At 40.9% G+C, this 23,410-nt stretch carries 18 protein-coding genes; 1 reads left to right on the top strand and 17 read right to left on the bottom strand.

The window, feature by feature from the left end:
* Positions 1–55: 55 nt before the first annotated feature.
* The 9 genes from tldD to BW139_RS04830 all read right to left on the bottom strand — a co-directional run bounded on the left by tldD (position 56) and on the right by BW139_RS04830 (position 12,718).
* Positions 56–1,495, bottom strand: a complete 1,440-nt coding sequence (gene tldD / locus BW139_RS04870; protein ID WP_076918882.1) for a metalloprotease TldD — start codon at positions 1,493–1,495, stop codon at positions 56–58.
* Positions 1,492–2,331, bottom strand: a complete 840-nt coding sequence (locus tag BW139_RS04865; protein WP_008113739.1) for a carbon-nitrogen hydrolase family protein — start codon at positions 2,329–2,331, stop codon at positions 1,492–1,494. Before BW139_RS04865 ends, tldD begins: the two co-directional genes overlap by 4 nt.
* On the bottom strand, positions 2,328–6,176 hold the full coding sequence (locus tag BW139_RS04860; RefSeq protein WP_076918881.1) for a YhdP family protein: 3,849 nt from the start codon (positions 6,174–6,176) through the stop codon (positions 2,328–2,330). Before BW139_RS04860 ends, BW139_RS04865 begins: the two co-directional genes overlap by 4 nt.
* Positions 6,176–7,648, bottom strand: coding sequence for a ribonuclease G (gene rng, locus BW139_RS04855; protein WP_008113735.1), 1,473 nt, complete (start codon positions 7,646–7,648; stop codon positions 6,176–6,178). Before rng ends, BW139_RS04860 begins: the two co-directional genes overlap by 1 nt.
* 1 nt (position 7,649) lies before the next feature.
* On the bottom strand, positions 7,650–8,219 hold the full coding sequence (locus BW139_RS04850) for a nucleoside triphosphate pyrophosphatase (protein WP_076918880.1): 570 nt from the start codon (positions 8,217–8,219) through the stop codon (positions 7,650–7,652).
* Positions 8,219–8,698, bottom strand: coding sequence for a rod shape-determining protein MreD (gene mreD, locus BW139_RS04845; RefSeq protein ID WP_008113730.1), 480 nt, complete (start codon positions 8,696–8,698; stop codon positions 8,219–8,221). The genes BW139_RS04850 and mreD overlap by 1 nt, the downstream gene beginning before the upstream one ends.
* The gene (mreC, locus tag BW139_RS04840) at positions 8,691–9,533 is read right to left on the bottom strand and encodes a rod shape-determining protein MreC (protein WP_175611398.1); all 843 of its coding nucleotides are present in this window, start codon (positions 9,531–9,533) and stop codon (positions 8,691–8,693) included. Before mreC ends, mreD begins: the two co-directional genes overlap by 8 nt.
* A complete protein-coding gene (locus BW139_RS04835; protein ID WP_008113726.1) occupies positions 9,533–10,576 on the bottom strand; it encodes a rod shape-determining protein in 1,044 nt (347 codons plus the stop codon). The genes mreC and BW139_RS04835 overlap by 1 nt, the downstream gene beginning before the upstream one ends.
* 135 nt (positions 10,577–10,711) lie before the next feature.
* Positions 10,712–12,718, bottom strand: coding sequence for a formylglycine-generating enzyme family protein (locus BW139_RS04830; RefSeq protein WP_076918879.1), 2,007 nt, complete (start codon positions 12,716–12,718; stop codon positions 10,712–10,714).
* A gap of 336 nt (positions 12,719–13,054) precedes the next feature.
* Here BW139_RS04830 and BW139_RS04825 point away from each other — a divergent pair, with 336 nt between their 5' ends.
* Complete coding sequence (locus tag BW139_RS04825; RefSeq protein WP_008468272.1) at positions 13,055–13,963, top strand: 1-aminocyclopropane-1-carboxylate deaminase/D-cysteine desulfhydrase; 909 nt, start codon at positions 13,055–13,057, stop codon at positions 13,961–13,963.
* A gap of 13 nt (positions 13,964–13,976) precedes the next feature.
* On the opposite strand, the gene BW139_RS04820 is transcribed toward BW139_RS04825, so the two are convergent.
* The 8 genes from BW139_RS04820 to BW139_RS04785 all read right to left on the bottom strand — a co-directional run bounded on the left by BW139_RS04820 (position 13,977) and on the right by BW139_RS04785 (position 23,235).
* Positions 13,977–15,623 (bottom strand): EAL domain-containing protein, encoded by a 1,647-nt coding sequence (locus BW139_RS04820; protein WP_076918878.1) that lies wholly within the window; start codon positions 15,621–15,623, stop codon positions 13,977–13,979.
* 512 nt (positions 15,624–16,135) lie between these two features.
* The gene (locus tag BW139_RS04815) at positions 16,136–18,310 is read right to left on the bottom strand and encodes an AAA family ATPase (protein WP_076918877.1); all 2,175 of its coding nucleotides are present in this window, start codon (positions 18,308–18,310) and stop codon (positions 16,136–16,138) included.
* Positions 18,307–18,747, bottom strand: a complete 441-nt coding sequence (locus BW139_RS04810) for a hypothetical protein (protein WP_008468269.1) — start codon at positions 18,745–18,747, stop codon at positions 18,307–18,309. The genes BW139_RS04815 and BW139_RS04810 overlap by 4 nt, the downstream gene beginning before the upstream one ends.
* A gap of 3 nt (positions 18,748–18,750) precedes the next feature.
* Positions 18,751–19,314 carry a recombinase family protein gene (locus BW139_RS04805; protein WP_008468268.1) on the bottom strand — a complete coding sequence of 188 codons (564 nt, stop codon included), beginning with the start codon at positions 19,312–19,314 and terminating at the stop codon, positions 18,751–18,753.
* Positions 19,315–19,580: 266 nt separating this feature from the next.
* Positions 19,581–20,597 carry an FAD:protein FMN transferase gene (locus tag BW139_RS04800; protein WP_008468266.1) on the bottom strand — a complete coding sequence of 339 codons (1,017 nt, stop codon included), beginning with the start codon at positions 20,595–20,597 and terminating at the stop codon, positions 19,581–19,583.
* Between the two features lie 2 nt (positions 20,598–20,599).
* Positions 20,600–21,445 carry a mechanosensitive ion channel family protein gene (locus BW139_RS04795; RefSeq protein WP_008468264.1) on the bottom strand — a complete coding sequence of 282 codons (846 nt, stop codon included), beginning with the start codon at positions 21,443–21,445 and terminating at the stop codon, positions 20,600–20,602.
* Entirely contained in the window at positions 21,445–22,422 is a 978-nt protein-coding gene (locus tag BW139_RS04790) for a calcium/sodium antiporter (protein WP_008468262.1), read from the bottom strand. Before BW139_RS04790 ends, BW139_RS04795 begins: the two co-directional genes overlap by 1 nt.
* Before the next feature lie 12 nt (positions 22,423–22,434).
* Positions 22,435–23,235, bottom strand: coding sequence for an undecaprenyl-diphosphate phosphatase (locus BW139_RS04785; RefSeq protein WP_076918876.1), 801 nt, complete (start codon positions 23,233–23,235; stop codon positions 22,435–22,437).
* Positions 23,236–23,410 lie beyond the last annotated feature (175 nt).

Here is a 23,410-nt window from a genome sequence, read left to right as displayed (position 1 = left end):
TTAAAATAAAAAACCGCGTAAAAACGCGGTTTTTTATAACGACTTTGTAATGAAATTAAGCCGTGCCACCAACTGTTAACTGATCAATTTTCAAACTTGGTTGGCCAACACCTACTGGTACACTTTGACCGTCTTTACCACAAACACCTACGCCTTTATCAAGCGCTAAATCATTACCTACCATAGAGATTTGCTGCATTACTTCGGGACCATTACCAATTAATGTTGCACCTTTAATTGGTTGGGTGATTTTACCGTTCTCGATCAAGTAAGCTTCTGAGGCACTAAAAACAAACTTACCTGAGGTAATATCTACTTGGCCGCCACCAAAGTTTGGCGCAAAGATACCTTTTTTAACCGTGCTGATAATATCAGCTTGGCTGTGCTCGCCGCCTAACATGTAAGTGTTAGTCATACGAGGCATAGGTAAATGTGCGTATGACTCACGACGTGCGTTACCTGTTGAGTTTACTCCCATCAAACGCGCGTTCATTTTATCTTGCATATAGCCTTTTAAAATACCGTTTTCGATAAGTACGTTATAGGCTGCAGGCGTGCCTTCGTCATCTACATTGAGTGAACCACGGCGATCGCCCATAGTACCATCATCAACCACAGTACATAGCTCTGAAGCAACTTTTTGACCTACTTTACCGCTAAACGCAGATGCGCCTTTACGGTTAAAGTCACCTTCTAGACCATGACCTACCGCTTCGTGTAACAACACGCCTGGCCAGCCATTACCTAATACCACTTCCATAGTACCTGCAGGGGCATCAATAGCTTCTAAGTTTACTTTAGCTTGACGAACGGCTTCTTCTGCAAAACCCATCCAACGCGGCTTACCATCAACCAGCTCTTTAAAGTAACCATAATCTAGGCGCGCACCGCCACCAGCACCGCCACGTTCACGGCGACCATTTTTCTCTAGCAATACAGAGCAGTTTAAACGGATCAGTGGGCGAATATCGGTAGCAAAGGTGCCATCGCTAGCTGCAATTAATACTTCTTCATATACCGCAGACATTGAGCTAATAACTTGCTCAGCATCAGGGGCTAATTCGCGAATATAATTTTCAAGCTCACGTAACAAATTAACTTTATCGGTGTCGCTCATGCTAGAAATAGGCTGATGTGGCGCAAACTGCTGCTTTGCAGCCACATCGCTGAATACTTTAACAGCTTTATCTTCACCGGCATCGGCAATACTACGTGCAGCCGTGGCTGCTTTGTTTAGCGCTTCAAGATTGATTGCGTCTGAATACGAAAAACCGGTTTTTTCACCACTAACAGCCCGTACGCCAACACCACGCTCAACATTATAAGACCCTTCTTTAACAAGGCCGTCTTCTAATACCCAAGACTCATGATGACTCGATTGAAAATAAAGGTCGGCATAATCAACTTTGTGCTGGTGAATATAAGCTAATGTTTTTTCGAGTTCTTCTCGATTTAGCTGGCTGTCGTGTAATAAATGCTGTTCAACCGAATTCATAATAATGGCTCTCTAAATCGTTGGTGAGATTGCAGCGGCATATCTCGTCTAATTTTGTGTAACTGGTTTAAATCTACGGTGCAACTAATAAAACCAAGCCCTGTTGGTTTTTCGCTTAATATTTCACCCCAAGGCGATAACATCAGGCTGCGACCATAAGTTTGCCTACCGTTTTCATGTGTTCCATATTGCGCTGCAGCAATAACATAACACTGCGTTTCTATGGCACGTGCTGCAAGTAGCGGCTGCCAATGCGCTTTACCTGTAGGCACAGTAAACGCACTGGGTACTAATATAATTTCGGCGCCTTTGCGAACTAAAGCATTAAATAAACCAGCAAAGCGCAAATCATAACACACTGTTAAACCAATTTTACCAAAGGGAGAATCAACAACCACAACCTCATCGCCCGCTTGAGTAAAATCGGATTCTCGATAGCTGCCGGTCTGGTCATCTACCTCAACATCAAATAAATGTATTTTGTTATAGCTTGCAACAATATCGCCTTGGTTATTAAACAAATGTGAGGCAGCGTAATACTTATGTTGGTTATAGGGCACTGGCATGGTGCCAGCATTTAACCAAATATTATGTTTACGGCACAATTCACTGATTTGCTGTTTATATTGTTCAATACGCTGAGACACTAACAACGTATCACCAGCGTGTTTACTAAACACTAAAAACGCTTCTGGTAAACATACTAACAAAGGTCGCGTGTTTGGCAGAGCAGCTAAGGCTTGCTTTAAGGTGGCAATGTTATCATCAGGGTTTAAGCCTGAGCACATTTGCAATGCAATAATCGCAGGTGTTGTACTTATAAGTGATTTACTCATTGCGCTGCGCTCACCTCAGCATCTTTAAGCTTTAACTCTGAAGATGCTTGCGGCTGATTTTGTGCTGCTTGCGGTAAAGTCACCTCTCGGCTCTTACGATCTAATTCTTGTACCTGAGGATCGTTCATTTTGCCCGTCACTTTAAAGTTGATCTCTGAGATCACTCGCGCAGAATGAATCACTTTATCAATTGCTAAAGCTGCAAGCCCCGTTACTGGATTAACCATCCAAGCCACAATTACCGGAATACTCGATGTTACTTGCGGTGCCACGGCTAAGTCGTAGTCAATTTCGAGAGTATTTAAATTTGCATACCCTTTTATAGAAAGATCGGCAGGTACCCCATCCATTTTAGTATCTTGGGTATAGGCAATGCCTTTATCTATCTGCATGGTGCCTTTCATACTGTTATAGAAAAAGCCTTTAGAAAATACATCTCTAAAATCAAGCTTTAACTTACGCACTAATGAATCAAGGCTCAGCAATGAAAATACCCGTGCGCCCCCATCACTGACTTCAGTTAAATGGCCTTCGCCTAAATCCCAACTAATTTCACCGTCTAAACTAGCAATATCTAAGTTATAAGGTGCCGCTTGCCAATTTAATTGATAATTTAGATTGGCGTTTGAGTCTTTAATAGTGGTGGTAATATCAAATTCATTAAATAAGGCGCCAATATCATCACTTTTAAGTTCGCCGCTCATTGCCGTTAAACCATTTTGCCATTGCCCTTTAGTGCGCAATATATGATCGCCTTTATCCACCACTAGCTCAGAAATAAGTAGCTTTTTACCATCGCCTAACAATGAAGCACTTACCTTATCAAGCTGATAATGGCTGATCTTACAATCGGCACATTCAAATTCAATAGCCGGCAAGTTTGCAAGCCAAGCAAGTTGTTCCGGGGTCGACTTTTCATTTGGTTGCTCTGTTTCGGCCTCTAAAAAGTTAAGCCTTAAATAGTCGCTGTTAATTCGAATCGGCTGACTTGATTGCCCGCTAGGTACAAACACTTCGGCTCTTAATTCTTTGGCATTAAGCTTTAATTGCAAATTATTATTTAGGGGCGATAAACGCATATCAAAATCATTAAACTGCATGCCACTAACATTAAACATGTCAATATTCGCAACCACTTCATGTAAAGGTGGCATAACGCCTGGCGGTGTATTCTCAGGCTGCACTTTAGCTACATTAATAATTTGATCAATTAAATCAATCCAAGGTAATAACTCGATTTGGGCTAAGTTAATACTCACCGCTAAGTCTTGCGCGTTAAGCCCTAAGTCTTTGTTGCCTATTATAAAGTGGGCGTTATTAAACTGCGATTTAGCATTATCTAAAATGGCGTTAAAATAAAATAACTGCTCCACGTTTGCGGTGATCAAATTAGATATATCATCACCTTGAACAACCGCACTCAGAGGCCAAGCTTGCTCACTGCTTTTTGCATATACTCCTGGCAAGGAGCTATTTAAGCCAATAAGTGGCGATTCAACTTCGGCACGATAATTAAATCCTTGCTCGGTAAAATTAAGCGCCAAAGCAATATCAACATCACTTTGCCCACTTAAATAACCATCTAAAATACCTTGTCCATGACTTATAAGTGTTTGCGCATCAAGCTGAGCATTTATATTTATATCAGCGCGATAATCCTCTGCGTTTGCGTCACTATTGTAGTTAATAGTTAGTGGCATACCAAGCCATGTAGCCGTTGCATTTGTAAGGTTTATTTGTTGATTATTAAAGCTAAGTTCACCCTTTAAGTGCTCAAGTGAAATACCAGGCGCAGAAATGTAAAGGGGGGAATCGAGTAAATTAACTGTACCACTGACACTGGCCCCACCTTCAAACTGTGAACCGATTAACAATTCAATATTTGCACTAGCAAGCCCCTGCCCTTGTACAATATTAAAAATATCAGCTAATGGATTTGCTAAAGGTGTAGCGACAAAAAAGTCGTGCATTTTTTCAAGCTCTGCTTGCTTATCAATACTAACCACCAATGGCGCACTGCCCATTAAGTCATTAATACTTACTTGCACACTACTGCCAACGTCTAGATTTACCAATTGACCTTGCTGACTGTAAATATCCATACGCTCATTTTCAAAATGCAGCTTTACACTGGCATTTGTAACTGCAGGCCAATCGGGATCGAATTGATAGGTGGCATTATCTATTTGCGCTATTACATCAAACTGCCCTGAACCATCTTTAAATGGAAAACCTGATAATGGACCAGAAAATAACACCTGAGTATTTGATACTTCACCTGCTTTTATTGCGCCATTTAAATAACTAACCAACTCAGAGCTCATTAACGTCAAAGGAAAATAGTGACCTGCAATACTGGCATCAGGTGCAAACGCTTCAGCATATAAATCCAAGCGTGGCGTATCACCTAAGCTTAGCTGCATCTGTGCGCTTAAAGTCACCTCATTGTTATCAAGCCATAGGTTATCGCTGCTAATATGCCAATCGCCTGAGCGCTTAGCTAAATCTAATTCAATGTTTAGCTGGTTATAGTCAATATTATTACTAAAACTAGCACCTGTAATTAAGTGGCTGTTTTCACCAAAAATAGTGATCCGGCCATATTGCTGATTAACCAATCCATCAACCCTTAAGGATTGAGCGGCGGGTACGGCGTTTTTCTCTTGCCAGCTAATTTCATCGGCTTCAAACCATAGTTGCCATTGCCTTGCATCGGCAAACTCAAGGTACGCGGTATTGATTTGTCCGCTTGGTTGGCGTGCTAAAAAAGGGGCTAAATTGGGAAAATTAGTCAACTCAGCTAAATCACTCAATAGTGCTAAATCAAGTTGCTGTAGCCATACTTTATTTTGCTTACCTAATAAGGCTTCAAATTCAAGGCTTGGCCAAGTGGTTTCACCGGTACTAAATGCTAAGCCTGTGCTTTTTAATCGCCAACTATTTTGCTCTGGGTATAGATGAAATCCCCCTTCACTTAGGCTTACCTTTTGTGTTTGTTCATTGAGTTGCCAATTTACCGCGCTCGGTAACCACTGTACCTTTACGTCACTCACTAGGCCTTGCTCTAATCTAAGCCAAGCTTGTAAGTTTAAATCGCTATGTAGTTGCTGCTTTTGAGTATTAATGTACTGAGCTAACCAATTTGACACATCAACCTGATTAGCCTGCACATACAGATCGCCCACCATTTGCTCTAAGGTTTCACCTTTGAGCGCAATACGTGCGTCAAAATTTCCCACCGAAATACCCGGTAATGCGAGGCTACCACTGCCAAGGTGCTGTTTATCTTGGTTTTGCCATACAATGTTTTCTAATAACAGTTTACGCTCTTTGTTATCTTCTAATACAAAGCTGATACTGGAGTTTTCTATTGCAAAATGACCGGTTTCACCTAAAAATAGCCCTTCAATTAACTCTTTTTGCTCGAATGACACATCATCTTGGTTACCTACAAATAAATTCGCGACATTAACCTTGGTATGAAAACCATTGATCACAAAGTAATTCGACTTGAGCTGAAAAGACTTTAAGCTTTCCCAAAGGTTTAGCTCTAAACTAGTTTTCGCAATAGTTAAAGAAATAGGGGCGGTTTGGTTGTCTTTAAATGATAATTGTTCGAGCACTAAGGCTGGGCCATTACCTTGCCAACTTGCCGATATAGCACCTATCGATAAGCTGATATCAAACTTGCTATCAAGGTAGTTTTCTATGTCGCCTTTATAATCGTTTGCGTAGGGTAAGGTGTATTTTAAAATAGAAACAATAACGGCCAGTAGCACCAAAATTACAGCACTTATTTGCCATAATTTGCGCACACAAAAGAAACAGGCCGCTTTAAATTTCATTACATCATTACCACATCAAACTGCTCTTGGCTGTATAAACTTTCTGTTTGGATATTAACTTGCTTACCAATAAATAACTCTAGCTCTGCAAGGTTGTGATATTCATCATTTAATAGCGCTTCACATACTGCAGGAGATGCATAAACTACAAACTTATCCGCATCGTAAGCGCGGTTAACACGTACTATCTCGCGAAGGATTTCATAGCATACGGTCTCAACCGTTTTTTGAGAGCCACGCCCTGAACACGCAGGACATACATCACACAGTATGTGCTCTAAACTTTCGCGAGTTCGCTTGCGGGTCATTTCAACCAGCCCTAATGCTGACAAACCATTAATATTGGCTTTAGCTCGATCTTTAGAAAGCGCAGATTCTAATGAGTGCATTACCCGGCGCTTGTGCTCATCGCTGACCATATCAATAAAGTCGATAATAATAATACCGCCTAAATTACGCAGCCTTAGTTGACGGGCAATAGCTGAGGTTGCTTCAACATTGGTATTAAAAATAGTTTCTTCAAGGTTACGGTGACCAACAAATGCACCGGTATTAACATCAACTGTGGTCATAGCTTCTGTTTGATCTATGATCAGGTAACCACCCGACTTTAAAGTCACCTTACGATGTAATGCCTTTTGAATTTCACTTTCTACATCAAATAAGTCGAAAATGGGGCGCTCACCCGGATAATACTCAAGCACTTGCGATAATAACGGCACAAACTCTTCAGTAAACAGCTTAAGTTCTTGGTAGGTAAGCTTAGAGTCAACACGAATGCGCTCCATATCTTCGCCCACGTAGTCACGTAACGTTCTAAAAGCCAACGTAAGATCTTCATGCAAAATACTGGCTTTGCTGGTTTTACGGCGCTTAGAAACTATTTTATCCCACAGTTTTTTTAAAAACGCAGCATCATGACGTAGCTCTACTTCACTTGCGCCTTCTGCGGCAGTTCTAACAATAAAGCTACCGTTTTCATCGCCATATTCAGCAACAATTTTTTTCAGCCTAGCGCGTTCTTCTTCCGTTTCGATACGTTGACTCACACCCACATGTGTCGCATCTGGCATAAATACTAAATAGCGTGACGGTATAGTAATATCAGTAGTTAAGCGTGCACCTTTACTGCCCAGTGGGTCTTTAACCACTTGCACCATAATGTACTGACCCTGGCGAACAAGCTCACGAATATCTTGGACTTTTTTAATTGGCTCATCATCAACACCTTCCACAATAGAGGCACTATTGACGATATCTGAAGCGTGTAAAAAAGCCGCTTTTTCTAAGCCTATATCAACAAAAGCGGCTTGCATTCCCGGTAGAACACGGCTTATTTTACCTAAGTAAATATTGCCCACTATGCCTAAATTACCAATACGCTCTAGCTGAATTTCTTGTAATACACCGTTTTCGATTAGGGCAACGCGACTTTCACTTGGCGTGACATTGATCAGTAGTTCTGTACTCATGCTACCCTCTTAAGAATGTATGTAATAATTGTTCTGTCTCATATAAAGGTAAGCCTACAACGGCAAAATAGCTACCCGAAATATGCTTTACAAAGCGCCCGCCCAACCCTTGGATACCATAACCACCGGCTTTATCTTGAGGCTCGCCCGTTTGCCAGTAAGCGTCTATTTCTTCATCACTGAGTATTTTAAAAGTAACATCAGTACTGACAACACAACTCATTACTTTTTTTTGTGTCGCAAAAGCGATAGCAGTTAACACTTGATGAGTATTCCCTGATAAACGCTTTAAGGTGTGAGTAAAATCTTGTTTATCTAGAGGTTTACCTAAAGATTGATTGTCAATCACGACTACAGTATCACTGCCTAAAACCGGACGATCGGTAAAGCCTTGTTCTACCCCCATTTGTGCCTTTAAACGCGCTAAGCGTTCGACATAATCATATGGGAGTTCGTTAGCAAGCTGACTTTCATCGGCATCAACACTAAATTGTGAAAACTCGATACCCAACTGGGTTAAAAGCTCTTTACGACGGGGAGACGCGGAGGCTAAATATACTGCGCAAGTCATTATCTGATCCTAAAGTGTCTACGGTATTTTCTAAGTAATAAAAATACCCATATCCAACTCAACATGCCTGTTAATACAGGCCATAAGTAATGTGGGCTAAAATAAACGCCAAGCAAAAAATGATTTAACCAAAACTGCATCAAATGGTAAAGCGTTAAGAATAAGCCAATTAAAAGGCTTTGTTGCCACAATGAAAAATTGCGAATTTTTTGAAAGTTACTTGCCGTAACAAAAATACACACCGAGTAGGTTAATGAGTTTACACCTAAAGAAGAGCCAGTCGCTAAATCAATTAGTAATCCAACAACCCAAGCCGTACCTATGTTTAAACGATGTGGTAAAGCCAAAGACCAGTACATAAGCACCAACAGCACCCAATCAGGGCGAAATGGTTCAAGTGAAAAGGGTAGCGGCATCAATGCCATTACCAATGCAAAGAAAATACTCAATGCAATTAATAGCATTTGACGGTTAATCATCTCCCATCAACTCCTGCTGATTTAGCCATAACACCACTAATAATCGAATTCGGTCTAATTGAGCTATCGGCTCAGCAAATACTTGCGCAAAAGGTTGGCCTTCATCACGGGTAATTTCGGTGATCACCGCTACCGGATAGCCTTCAGGAAACGTGCCACCAAGGCCAGATGTAACCAATACATCGCCAATACGTACATCTAAACTGTGCGGCACATGTGACAGCTTCAATACGTTAATTTTACCTATACCTTCAACCACTGTTCGCACATCATTACGTAAAATACGCACAGGCGTAGCATGGGTGGTATCGGTAATTAATAACACCCGAGAGGTGGTTGAGCCCACTTTAGTCAACTGCCCCACTAAGCCCATATCATCAATCACCGCTTGGCTTTCACTTAAACCATCGGTGGTACCGCGATTTATCACCACTTGGTGGCTATAAGGATTTGAGTGAACAGAAAGCACTTGAGCAATAATTTTACGATTTGAATGTTTTGAAGACGAGCCCATTAATGCTCGTAGTTTTTGATTTTCTTTTGCTAAGAATTCATATTGTTGTATTTGTTCGCTCTGCAATACTTGCTTTTTTTTCAGGGCTTCATTCTCGGTAAGCAACTGCTCGCGGGTATGTAAGCTCTTAGCGCTAAAACTAAATACTTCGTAAGGCAGGTTGGCAACATAAATGAGCGGGCTAACTAAGGTATTCAAACTGGTGCGAATATTCTCACCACCTTGCGTGAACTTGTCTCCGAGGATCAATACGATACTCAAAAGCACTGCGACAAAAAGTCGCAGTTGCAGAGATACCGTTTTTTCAAACATTGATTTCATTAGTCGTAACTAAAAACGTCACCACCGTGCACATCAATCATCTCAAGCGCTTTACCGCCGCCACGAGCAACACAGGTAAGTGGATCATCAGCAACAACCACTGGAATACCTGTTTCTTCCATGAGTAGACGATCTAAATCTTTTAGTAATGCGCCACCGCCAGTTAATACCATGCCATGCGCTGAAATATCAGATGCCAGCTCAGGTGGTGATTGCTCAAGTGCAACCATAACAGCGCTTACAATCCCCATTAGCGGCTCTTGTAATGCTTCTAAAATTTCATGAGAGTTAAGAGTGAAAGAACGAGGAACACCTTCTGCAAGGTTGCGACCACGTACTTCTATTTCCACAGGATCATCTGTTTTGAATGCAGAGCCAATTTGGTGTTTAATATTCTCAGCCGTGGCTTCACCAATTAAGCTACCAAAGTTACGGCGTACATAATTAATAATGGCTTCATCAAACTTGTCGCCACCAATACGCACTGATGATGAGTACACAACACCGTTAAGTGAAATAATAGCCACTTCAGTTGTACCGCCGCCAATATCAACAACCATTGAACCCGTTGCTTCCGATACCGGTAAGCCTGCACCAATTGCAGCAGCCATAGGCTCTTCAATTAAGTATACTTCACGAGCGCCTGCACCCATTGCTGATTCGCGGATGGCACGCTTTTCAACTTGTGTAGCACCACAAGGTACACAAATAAGTACACGTGGGCTTGGTCGCATAAAGTTATTGTTGTGCACTTGTTTAATAAAGTGCTGTAACATTTTTTCGGTGACATAAAAATCAGCAATCACGCCATCTTTCATTGGGCGAATAGCTTTAATGTTACCTGGCGTACGCCCCAACATTTGTTTAGCCTCTGTACCTACAGAAGCAACGCTTTTAGGGCCACCAGCACGCTCTTGACGAATAGCAACAACAGAAGGTTCATTTAATACAATCCCTTCTTCTTTTACATAAATTAGTGTGTTAGCTGTACCTAAATCGATCGACAGATCGTTTGAAAAAATACCACGGAGTTTTTTAAACATGAGGCTGGATGACCTTTGAAATTCGTTCTTATTGTAGTTGCGCTTACTTTAACATTCTCAATGTAATGAGCAATGTAAAGCGCAACCGTCTTTGTAATCATTAAAAAGAGGAAGCGTATGCTTCCTCACTAAATATTATCGTTCGCTCATTAAGCGAAAGCCGATGTAATTAGCTCTAAAGTCTGGTGCTAAAACTAAACGCGTTGAGGCACGAGCAAGGCTAGGTGCAAAATTCCATGCGCCTCCGCGAACAACGGCATCTTTTTTATTCCCTGTGCTACTAGTCCATTCCCATACATTACCCACGGTATCGTATAAGCCAAATGCATTTGCTGAAAAAGACCCTACCGGTGCGGTGCGTTTGTTTGACCATTCGCTACCACACCAACCGCAGTTAGCTAAGTTTTTACCAATTTCGTTACCCCAAGGGTACTCAGTATCTGTGCCTGCACGCGCAGCATATTCCCACTCAACCTCAGTAGGTAGGCGATACGTTTGCGCAGTTTTATCAGAAAACCACTCTGCGTAAGCCGTGGCGTCATTTTTCGTCAAACATACCGCTGGAAACTCATTCGTTTGTTCAAACCCAGGAGCGCGCCAATTTAAGTTTGCTTCCCAAACGGGTTCGCCATTTAGGTAATAAGCGCAACCTTTGCCTTTTTCAGCCTCAGTCTTATATTGCGTTTCGTTTACAAACGCTTCAAAGGCGCCAACAGTCACTTCTTTGCTTTGCATTACAAACGATTCACTAATCGTTTTTTCAACAACCGGACGTTCATTTTCCAGTCCATTGCCGTTGATGTCGCCCATTTTGAATGTGCCAACAGGAATGATTACGGCCGACGAATCCACTGTTGGTGGCTGTGTATCAACTTCCATTCCTTTAGGGCAATCTGCTTGTATTATTTGCTCTCGCTTTTTAGTCGGTGCAGCAATCGACTCTGACTTTTTTTCTAACTTAGCAAAAAGTGTACGTGTCTTTTTTAAGTCAATACGCGCTTTATAAGGAACGTAACCCTCTTTGCGTATTTCTAATTTATGTAAACCACGAGGTAAATTTGTCACTAAACGAGTAGAACCTACACGAATGTCATTAATAAATACTTCATCGCCATGCACGTTAGAGCGCAAAGTTAACTGAACTAGTTGATCTTTCTTTTGTTCAGCGACCACTTTAGGCTTTTTATTAACTGTTTTTGCAACAACAGCGACCGCTTTATTATCCGCATTATCACTGAATGTTAACTGACTATCAGAAAAAGTAGCGCCGTAATTTGGCTGATAAGTATTTGCTAGCGGCGTACCATATTCTGAACAAAAACTGTTATTAACGCTTAATAAATGGCACAAACGGCTGCTGTTTACATCACCACGCATGGTAACGCTTAAATTTACATTGTAATTACCTTGGCCGCTAAACGCGCTGTTAATTACATGACTACTTAAAATCTGAACCTGTGCACCTGCCATGTCTCGCTTAGGCTCAACAAGGCGTTTTTCTGTTAGATTTTCAAATATTTGATCGATGAAACGTTTGGTTGCTTTTTTTAACCCCATTTGTTGAGCTCGTTGCTCACATGCTGCAAGGGTGTCAGTGCGCTTACAGTTAATATTATAGTCAACTTCAAGCGTTCCCTCGCGGGTAAACTCATTACGCAAGCGCTCTACACGCGCTGAGGTGTATTGCACTTTTAAACTTTCAAGCGTGTTTTGTAGCGTATGCTTGTCTGCGCGAATTTGCTCAATATCTTTAAGATGGGATGCAATTGCCGCCAATTGCATTGAGATATCATTTTTATTTTGTTCTTGATCAACAACGGCTTTTTGATAACGCGATTGTGCCTGCGTAATATCAAGCGATGGATTATCAATTAAGCGTCGATACATGTCATTCATCGCATCCAACGCTTGATTTTTTTCTTTATCAAGCTGTGTTGAACGCGCTCTAAGCAGTTCAAGTTGGGTTTGAAGTTGATTTTCTTCTTGTAAATATTTATCGAGCATCGTTGTTGAACGAGTGTATTCTGTTTGTTTCGTATTAATCTCTGATTCAATTCTGTTTACAGTAGTTGTATCTTGTGCAAATACTGTGCTGGCAAAAAGGCTAGCAGAAATTAACAGAGATAAAGGAGCAATTCGCATATATTCCAGTCCCAAAAAAGCGGCAATTATTTGGTTATTATTATTTTTTATAATAAAACCTTATGCTATGTACTTGAAGCACAAAACACAAGCTTTGTTCATTTATTATCTCAGTTTACAACTATTATCCCGCTTCATGCCAGTAAATAACCGTTTCATTTGTACTAAATAGCTAATTTATTTAACAACACCGATATTTATTTGTTTTTTACGCGCTTAAGATACCAATTTAGCAGCTAATTCCCTTTTTTTTAGTTTGCTTAAGTAATAAAACCTGAGTCAAAATAACGCTATTACACAGCACATTCATCATGTAACTAATGAAAAAGAGTGATAATGCCAATACCATTCAGTATTAATGAACATAGTTATTTGCAACCAATTACCAACAAATTGTTAGCAGATAAAAAGATTACGCTAAGCATTAAGCGCGATGATTTATTGCATCCTGTTATCAGTGGTAATAAATGGCGAAAGCTCAAATACAATTTAGTTCGCATGCAACAACAGGGCAAAACAGAATTACTGACCTTTGGTGGTGCTTTTTCAAATCATATTCACGCGTGTGCTGCGGCGGGAAAGGAGTTTAACTTAGTAACCCACGCAATTGTGCGCGGTCCGGAGCTTGATCTAAATAATCCAACGCTAAGATTTGCAAAACAATGTGGCATGCAATTACATGTAGTGAATCGATTAGAGTACCGACAACGAAATGATAAAACATACTTAGCAGCATTGCAGGCCCGATTTCCCAATGCGTATATCCTGCCTGAAGGAGGCACTAACGAGTTTGCTATAGAGGGATGTAAAGAACTTGCACAAAGTTTACCTGAGCATGACTACTTAATCTGCCCTACAGGTAGTGGTGGAACCTTAGCGGGCTTAATAGAGGGCAGTTCAAGTAAAAGTACTCTATTAGGTATCGCTGTTTTAAAGCAAGCCGACTACCTACGAGATGAAATACGGGCTCTTAGTCCTCGAGCAAAATCACAAAGTAATTGGCAGTTACTTACACAGTTTCACAATGGCGGATATGGTCGTTTTACCACTGAGCTATGGCAGTTTTGCCAGTATATGCAGCAGCAATATCAACTACCACTAGAACCTATTTACAGCGGTAAAATGATGTACGCACTTTGGCAACTCATAAACAATGATTACTTTGCCCCTGGCAGCAAAATTATTGCCATTCATACAGGGGGGCTACAAGGTTTAGATGGGCTAAAATATCGTGGACTTGTTTAACTTGTAAACAGAGCTAATGAAATGCAACTTGAGTGTAGTCGGGTAATAATCTAGAAAAATACCCCCCTTGTGCAGTGCTAACACCTATCACTTTTAAAAATTGTAGTTCCTGGTATGTTTCTACGCTCGAGGCCACCACTGGCAAACTTAATAATTTACTAATATGCACAATTCCCCTGACCGACTTCTGCTGTAAATAATTATGATCTATTCCATGAACAAGCTCAAAGGCCAAATTAAGCCCCGCTATTTGCTTATTATGGGTGAAATTAAAAATACTCTTACTACTTTTCACCTCATCAATAACGATATTAAAGTTGAGCGCTGTTATGGTCGAAAAAGCGACCTGCAATCGATCTTGGCAATTTAAAAAATCTGCTTCATTTATCAAAAACTGTAAAGTGTGCAGGCTTTTCAAGTCACTCGTATGTGCACTTAACCAACACCAAAACTCGCCATTAAACCAATTTTTAGGATGTAACTTAATACTAACAACGGACGATGACTTTTCTATTAGCAACAGCTTTTTAACTTGCATAACAACTGCCTGGTCAAACACTAACGCCTCACCCTCGTTGTAAAACTGACTGATATATTCTTGATTCAATAGTTGTTTATTTGCCTTATCGCTACTTTTAATTAAAACATGATGCTTAACAATAGTGCCACTATCCAACTCGTATACAGGTTGAAATAAAATCGCTAATTTTTGTTTTTCAATTCCCTGCTTGACCAAGTTTTCATCAGCCACCTTAAGGTGATTGCAATTGAGTGCCAATTGATGATAATGCTTCACTCTACTTTGCATTGATAGTGTGAGTGACGATCTGGCAAGCTGATACACCATTACCTGATCAGCATTCGAGTAGTAAGTACACACACCTAATTTTATACACTCTTTAGTCACTCTAGGAGCTAAAATATGGGCTGCGTTAAGCATGCATTGATGTAAATGTTTAGCACAATTTGCTTTCTCAATCGCACTAACCCCTTTGAGAGTAAAAGCAAAATTACCCGCTGTTAATAACTTAACGGATATTACAGCCGTATTGGTAAAATCTTTTGCTAGTAATACTTTAAGAGTCGCTTGTAAGTCCGTATTTATATCAAAATGACATTCGCATTGAATGAGTGCAAATATATTATAGCCAGCTGTTTTAAACTCCTTCGCTACGACCTCTATTACCGGTTGTGGAGACTTTATTTTAGGCGTATGACACACCTTTTTATGGTCATCGATTTGCTTGCGCTGTTTCGGCACTGAGCTATTTACCGTCGCTTTAAGCAATATAAAGCGCCTAGCAGCAAAAACAACAGTCAAAATAAATAAATTCATTATTATAAACAGGTGGTTATAAGCATACCAAGTGGGCCATGAATATAACAAAATCCCTTTAGAATTAGCGCTGAAATAATGCTTTTGCTGCTTAATATAAACAGAAACTTTATCTGGAGCTAGGGTAAAAGGTGTATTTGCAAAAAGCTGCTGCTTATTAATTAGCGGCTGCTGCAGTTGCTTAGCGAGTACTATCCCTGCTTGCTCATTTTGATATTGTAAAATTAAATTCAAACCACTATTAAAAATAACAAATAGCATAAAACACAGAGCGTAAAATAAGACACTAGTGTAATTGGTAAACTGAGACTGACTGGCTTTCATAACTTACCCGCTCATTAAATAAGTTATTAAAGTGTTGTCTACTATTTGCAATTGCACAAGCCAATCATAAAAGTTTAGTAGCTGTTTTATTATTAATACTTAATGTTTATAAACATTATATTTAGTCATAAGTAATAGCTGCATCTTATCGGCACAGGTAGGAGGCTTGTTACAAATTAAACAGATTGACGTTGCTATGCTTTGTAAACCTTAAAACAATGTATAAATTTTTAATGAGAGCTATTCACTCATTTAAAGATAAGCGAAAGGTATGGTAACTAGCCTCAATAAAAAAGCCCTGATTACTCAGGGCTATTTTTTAAAACTTTTTAAACTAAAAAGTTGGGAATTTAGAACGGTTATCTAAGACAAAATACATAAATTCAGGGTCAGTACAGTAACAACACCCTTTATTAGCAATGGTTTCACCCAAGTGACCCCAATTAACTTTTAAACATTAAAAAGTAAAAATGTAGATTAACTACGCTATTTTATACCAATTACGGTTAAATTTAAACATTTTTCAACATTTCTGCCAAGGCGGTTTTACGAGTATCAACCGCTCCTTTCTTGTTAACACCATATCGAAAAGCTGCTTCCGTGCCAATAATATGTACTTTATCTTCTGCTCTTGTCACAGCCGTATACAGCCAACTACGATCAAGTAATCTTCCTCGCTCAAGCAACACAATGACATTTGGAGCTTGTGAACCCTGCAATTTATGTAAGGTTAAGCAGTAAGCAAGATCGATATACTCAAATAATTGCCAGTCCACTTCTAATAAACGTTTGTTACCTTTTTCATCGAGGTCTTCAAGCTCAAGGACACAAGCATAATCCTCAGTAGGTTCAGCGCTCTTAATGACACCCAGTGTTCCATTCTGTAAATCGTTTTTATAACTAGTCAACGTAATAACAACCGGATCACCCTCTCTAAAGTCGTAGCTGCCTTTAGTAATTGGCATATCCGTAAGGTCAAGAGTCTTACCATCAGGGTTTACTGCATCTTGCAGCATAATGTTTGCGTTTCTAACTGTAGCATTGGTAGGAGCAACTATCATGGTATTGTCATACTCAGAATATACAGTCACTGCATCTCGCAGAATATCGCCTGTTGATTCTTGGAATGTAATATCAGCGGTAGTTAATGACTTTGGCATTATGCCGTGCCTTATAGCATTGGAATATGCAGGCACACTACTATCAGCCCCCTGTCGTTTCACGACATCAAGTTCTACATGGTTTATTACACCGCTTTTAATGACATCATTTAAAATGAAACCCGCATTAATCGGTGGAAGCTGATAAGGATCACCAATTAACAAGATTCGAACCTTATCAGAAAACAAAGTAACCAAACGCCACATGGTATATGCATCCAGCATAGAGGCTTCATCCACAAGCAGTACCGCCTTATCTTCATCAAGATCAGTTTCTCGTAACAGTTTTGCAATCGTCTTCGTTTCATTACCGATTGATTGTTGAAGCCTACGGGCTGCCTTCCCAGATAACGCAACGGGGTATATCGTATAACCTAATTTTTGATAAGCATTTACAATAAGCTTAGTAGTCGTTGTTTTACCTGTTCCAGCTCCTCCAGTTAGCGCAAAGACGTGACTGACTAATGCTGTCCTTACGGCACGTTCTTGTGCTTTTTCAATGGGCCAATCGGCAGGGAACGAGGTCCTGAATGCATCTTCCAACTTGCTCGACCAACGGTTGTTTGATTTTCTGAGGTTACCAAAACGCTTGGCTATCGTTTTCTCAAATATATAATTGCCTGAAACATAATATTGGTTGTTTTGCTTAACAAATCCTATGATATCGCCATCTAGCTCACTTGCCCTTGCAACTAGCCGTTGGTCTTTGTTCAACAGCTTAGAAACATACAATTCAATATCTTGCCAATCCGCAACCGTATTGCCTTGATCGCTCCATAATCTCAATGCTTGTTCAACGATTGCTACCAGTCTGACTTCATCATCCTGTTTGATACCGAAATGTTTTTGAGCGATAGCGTCTACCTTGTTAAATCGCATCCCCAGTGAAAATAAGCGGTATGGGTTCTGCGTAAGAAAATTGATCGCATCCTGATCTGCAAATCTGAACAACTGCCGCTGGATAGGGGCTTCTATTTCCCACTCAACCAATTGAGCTGAGTGTTTTAAGTTGGAATACTCTTTATAGCCAGCCCATAATCCATGCACGGCTTTATCACCAAGCAGAACATTCCTGACAGCTTGAAAATTCGTTATTGACTGGTCTTGTTCGTATGGCGCATATTTATCACATTCAAGTATGTTAAATATATCGCTTCTAAATTCATTCCAAAGAAATTGTGCGCTTACCTTACCTATGCCTTCAAACGTTTTCTCAGTGCTTAAAAAAGTTACAAAGCCAAGGCCATTATCAGGCATAACACATTTCAGTGTCGGCTCCATAAAGCGCCAGACATCAACATAACCCCCCGTACTGACTTGTTGTTGCCTAATACTGAAATTTTGCTCTTTGAGAATTTTCCATTGCTGCCCGACTTTCGGATCAATATTTAACTTTTCTTGAGTAGTCAGAATCTCAATACGATGCGCACCTGCTTTGTGGTTAACAAAAACAGCTCCCAGCCGGACATTATCCGGGTGGTACTGGTATATTCTGGTGATCCTTACCAGATAAGCACTACTCTTCATTTCCACAAGCCCATTTCAATCAGTACATCTTTAAATTCAGATAGCTTGGCAACTTCGGCAGCTAACTTAGCGTTTTCGTTTTGTAGTCTTCGGTTTGTTCTTTTTAGGTCTCTGACTTTAGCGCTATCTTTGATGTCTTCGTCAGTTTCTTTCGATACATCAATGATCTCCTTATCGAGAGGCAGGTTTTTCTTACGTTGCTGGTACACACCGGAGGTAGCAAGTTCTTGTTTAAGTTCTTGCAACAAATCAAAGAGCTTTTTATTTCTTTTTTCCTTAAATGCAGAGGAATCAAAACCAAGCTCATCAGCAATTTTTTTGGGACTTAACGTATCGCCATGCCAATAATCCAACCAGTTAGGCAACTCTTTTGATTTCATTTCAGCCACCCAGCCAAGGAATAAGTCTCTGTTACGTTGACCTCTTTCTTTACTCATGTATTAACTCCCCTCGACGATGCGTCTTATCGTCGTCCTGCTAACGCCATACTCCTTTGAGAGTTGGTTCTGTGACTTCTGTTTTGATTGCACTAACTTTCGGATCTTTTCCCTATCCGAATCAGAAATAGTCTTTGGCCTGCCCATATGCTTCCCCTGAGCAATAGCCCGCTCACGGCCTTCAGTCGTATTTTTGATGATTAGGCTTTTGTTTAATTCGGCAAAAACGGCAATAACATGAAGAACAGCTTTTCCAAAAGGCGAATCATCCGCACTGTTAATAACTCCATCAAGCGTTGTAAGAGCAGCACCTTTTGAATGGATACCATCTATTGCGGTCATGATCCCTTTGAGGCTTCTCCCCAAACGATCAAGCTTCGTAACGCATACAACATCTCCTTCACGGATGTAGTCGAGAAGATCGTCAAGTTTTTTTACATTATCCAAAGAGTTACCGCTTTGCTTGCCAGAAAACATCTTCTCGCAGCCATGACGCTCTAATGCTGCAACTTGAGCTTCAAGATCTTGCTCCTGCGTGCTAACCCTCGCATACCCTATTAACGCCATCTCCAGCCTCTTTACGTGAACCTAAGTTATAACTTTAGTTCAAGGCAGGACTCGCATAAACCTTTTATGAAAATAAATATTTAGTTCATGAACTAAAAACAAAAATAAAGATTAGTCCGCAACTGCACTTTTACAGAGTTTAAATAAATGAAGTGATGAATTACAAAAGTGACTTGATCTCACCATGTGTACATAAATTAAAATTTAGAATAAACCAAGGATTTATCAGAGGTTAGTTTAACTACCAATAAACGTATTGCCTTCCATTATTTAAACTGAATATTTTTCAGTTTAAATAATGCTTCAGTCGATGACTCCACTAGTTCATCCGAATTGACGTTAATAAAAAGAGCCGCAATATCATGCTGTCGCGCAATTTCCATACCTTGCTCAACCCCCAAACACAACAATGCGGTAGACCACGCATCTGCTTGCGTTGGGTTGTCGTGGATAACAGTGACGGAAACAGTATTATGTTTAACAGGTGCGCCAGTTCTGGCATCCAGTACATGGCTATATCGCTTACCAGCGTCATCAAAGTAATGACGGTATGTTCCAGAAGTCATAATTGCAATTGGTTTATCTTGATTGATAACGATTGTCTTTTGCACCGTTCTACCGCCCGGCAAAGGTCTTTCCAGTCCAATGCGCCACGCAGAACCATCAGGTTTACGCCCACGAGTTTGCAGCTCGCCACCGATTTCTACTAGATAGTTCTGTATGCCCATATCTTCAACCACTTTAGCAATTCGCCCAACACTGTAGCCTTGGGCAATAGACGAAAGGTCAATACTTACTCTCGGATCATTTTTTTGAAGTTGTGTATTTGACGTTACGCTTAATTTATCAAAACCAAGGTGTTTACTGAGTTCTGATAGGGTCTCTGATGAAGGAGGCGTAAGAGTATCACCTTTAAAACCCCATACATCGAATAAAGGTTTAATAGTTAGGTCATAGCACCCTTGGCTCGCCTCGCTAACTACTCTTGCTTCTGTGACCAGCATTGGAATTTCGTCACCCACAACAACAGGTTGCAATGTAATTGAGCGATTGAAGCTCTCAATGGTTGAATCTGTGCGGTAATTCGACAACGCCTTATCCAATCGTGCAAATTCAGTTTCAATGTTGTGACGTAACTCACTCAACGCTTTATCACCGTGATGCCACACAGAAACATGCCATATTGTACCCTGAGCATGCCCTGTCAGCACCTCAACCTGTGCTGGCTTTGAGCAGGCACTTAATCCAATGATTACGGCTATAATTGTTAAATATTGCTTCACTTTTATTCAACCCTATCTGCGATTCGTTCCGTGCCGCTGATAATATGCAAGCTTCGTTGAGGAAACGGTATGGTTAAGCCTGCCGCTTCGATGGATTCTTTTACACGTTTATTCAAATCCCAGTAAGTCTGCCAGTAATCATCATTCATTGCCCACGCTCTAAGCTGTATGTTGACAGCACTGTCTACCATTGCTGCGACCATAATTTGCGGAGCAGGGTCTTTCAGTAGGCGTGTTTCCGTTTCAGCTATACGTTGAAGTACTTCAAAACCTTGGTCAATGGCATTGGAATAGGAAATTCCCACGATTATATCCATCCTACGTTTGCCATTGCGTGTGAAGTTCTTAATACTGGCACCCCACAAGACACTGTTTGGAGAGGCAATATATAGACCATCTATTGTTTCTAAAATTGTGGCAAATAAATTTATTTCTCGCACCGTACCCATTGTCCCCGCGACTTCAATAAATTCACCTGTTCGAAACGGCCTTAAAATCAATAACATTATCCCGGCAGCAATATTGCTTAGTGTGTCCTTTAGCGCCAAGCCAATAGCGAGGCCAGCCGCACCTACTAAAGCGATTAGACTTGCGGTGTTTACCCCGAAAATATCCAGAATAAACACACCAGCAATGACATAAACTGCATAACCCGCAGCAGTTGCGAAAATAGGTATAAGTGTTGCATCTAACTTTTGTAATCGTTCATTGGTACGGTAGATGCTACGTCTGATAGTTTTAGCTATTAAGGAGCTGGTAATTAGAATGCCAATTGCGAGTAAGCCTTGGTAGCCCAGATTAAGAATTGCTTCAGAGTGGTTATTCCAAAATAATGCAAGATTACTCATTAAAAAATCCCCGTCACCGTGACCACAAGCCAAGTGTTATAGGCCGCAAAAGCTGTAAGTAGCAGCGCTCCTTCAACCCGATTAATGCGCCCTTGTCCGCGAAAACCATAAGCCATAACGAAAAGTGCCACCGTCATTGCCATCATTACAGGCCAATCTCGTGTCAATACTTCGGCAGAGATATGAGGCATTGGCGAAATAACACCAGCAATACCCACCACGGCTAAAATATTGAACATATTAGAGCCAACCACGTTACCTATAGCAATATCGTGTTCTCCTTTACGCGCTGCAATGACAGAAGCAGCAAGTTCTGGTAACGAAGTACCTAAAGCAACGATAGTTAAACCAATAACTAAGTCACTAACACCTAATGTTTGGGCAATCGATACGGCCCCCCAAACAAGAATGCGAGAACTAACAATCAGTAAGATAAGCCCTAATGCTAACCAGAAAATGGCTCGACCAAGAGGCATTGAATGCTCAACAAGTTCAGCTTCTGTTTCAGCTTCAAGCGCATCTCCTCGACCACGAAGTGCAGTGAATATTGTCCAACCTATTAACCCGAAGAAGCCCACAAGCAGCACGATTGCTTCGACACGACTCAACGAGCCATTCCATAGCAAAGCCCCAGATATGAGTCCGATTACAAACAGTAACGGTAATTCCTTTCTAACAATTTTCGAATGGACGACAATGGGGGCCACTAAAGCAGTAACACCGAGGATTAAGCCTGTATTGACGATATTCGATCCCAGAGCATTTCCAAGTGCTAAATCTGGGTTTCCATCCAATGCCGCCATTGCCGATACCACCATTTCTGGGGCTGACGTACCAAAACCGACGATGACCATACCGATCAACAACGGTGGCATACCCGCATGTTTTGCGGTAGCCGCAGCCCCTTCAACGAAGCGATCCGCACTCCATACTAATAATATAAAGCCACCTAAAATGGCTAATATCGCTAAAGTCATTTTTATTATTCCTCAGTTCATTAAAACAAAATAAATTATTGCTGCCAGTACAATTCGATAAACCACATAAGGCCACATCCCGAATCGATTAAGCCATTTTAAAAAGAAATGAATAGCTGTAAGCGCCATAAGAAAAGACGTTATGCCACCAGTCAGAAAGGCTATCCAATCAACGTTTACGTCTTTAGTCGCAACGTCTAGTAATTTGGCACTCGCTGCCATTGCAGTAATGGGAATGGCAAGCAGAAATGAAAATCGAGAAGCCGCTTCACGGCTTAATCCCAGTAGTAAACCAGCAGTAATGGTTGCACCAGAACGTGACGTTCCCGGAATGAGTGAAAATGCTTGTGCAACGCCTACCAAAGCAGCCTCTTTCCAGCTTAACGTTGAGAGTGTGCGTTGTTGATTTGGCCGCCAATCCGCCCAGCCAAGCAAGAAGCCAAACCCCAAGGTCGTGAAGAAAATTATTTCAACTGAACGTAGCTGGCTGTCGATGAATTCTAACAACAGCAAGCCTGTTATCGTTGCTGGAATAGTGGCTATGACCAGAAACCAAGTGAGCTTACCTTGACCAACAAAACGCTTTTGCGTGATTGAACTGATACCATCTTGCGTCAACACACCAACATCTTTGTAAAAATACAGAAGAACAGCGAGAAGCGTACCTACGTGGACAGCCAGATCAAAGGCAACACCTTGATCCTCCCATCCAGCTAACACAGGGGCCAGTATTAAATGGGCAGAACTGGAAATAGGCAGGAATTCAGTGATCCCTTGCAAAATACCAAGAAAAATGGCGTGAAGTAGCTCCATCAGCAGACCTCACGAGTAGCTGATAAGCATACTAAAATGGATTGATGATTCAATAGAAGTTCCTCAGGGGCGTGTGTTAACAATTACCAAAGACAAATGACAGCGCCCCCTGAACGCTGTGAAATGCCTTAGGTCTTGTCAATCCACTTGGACTTGGTTGCCACGAACCTGCGGG

It is taken from the genome of Pseudoalteromonas sp. SK18, from assembly GCF_001974855.1.
Classification (GTDB): domain Bacteria; phylum Pseudomonadota; class Gammaproteobacteria; order Enterobacterales; family Alteromonadaceae; genus Pseudoalteromonas.
The sequence above is the reverse complement of the archived record's forward strand: the minus strand, read 5'-3'. Positions and strand labels throughout refer to the sequence as shown.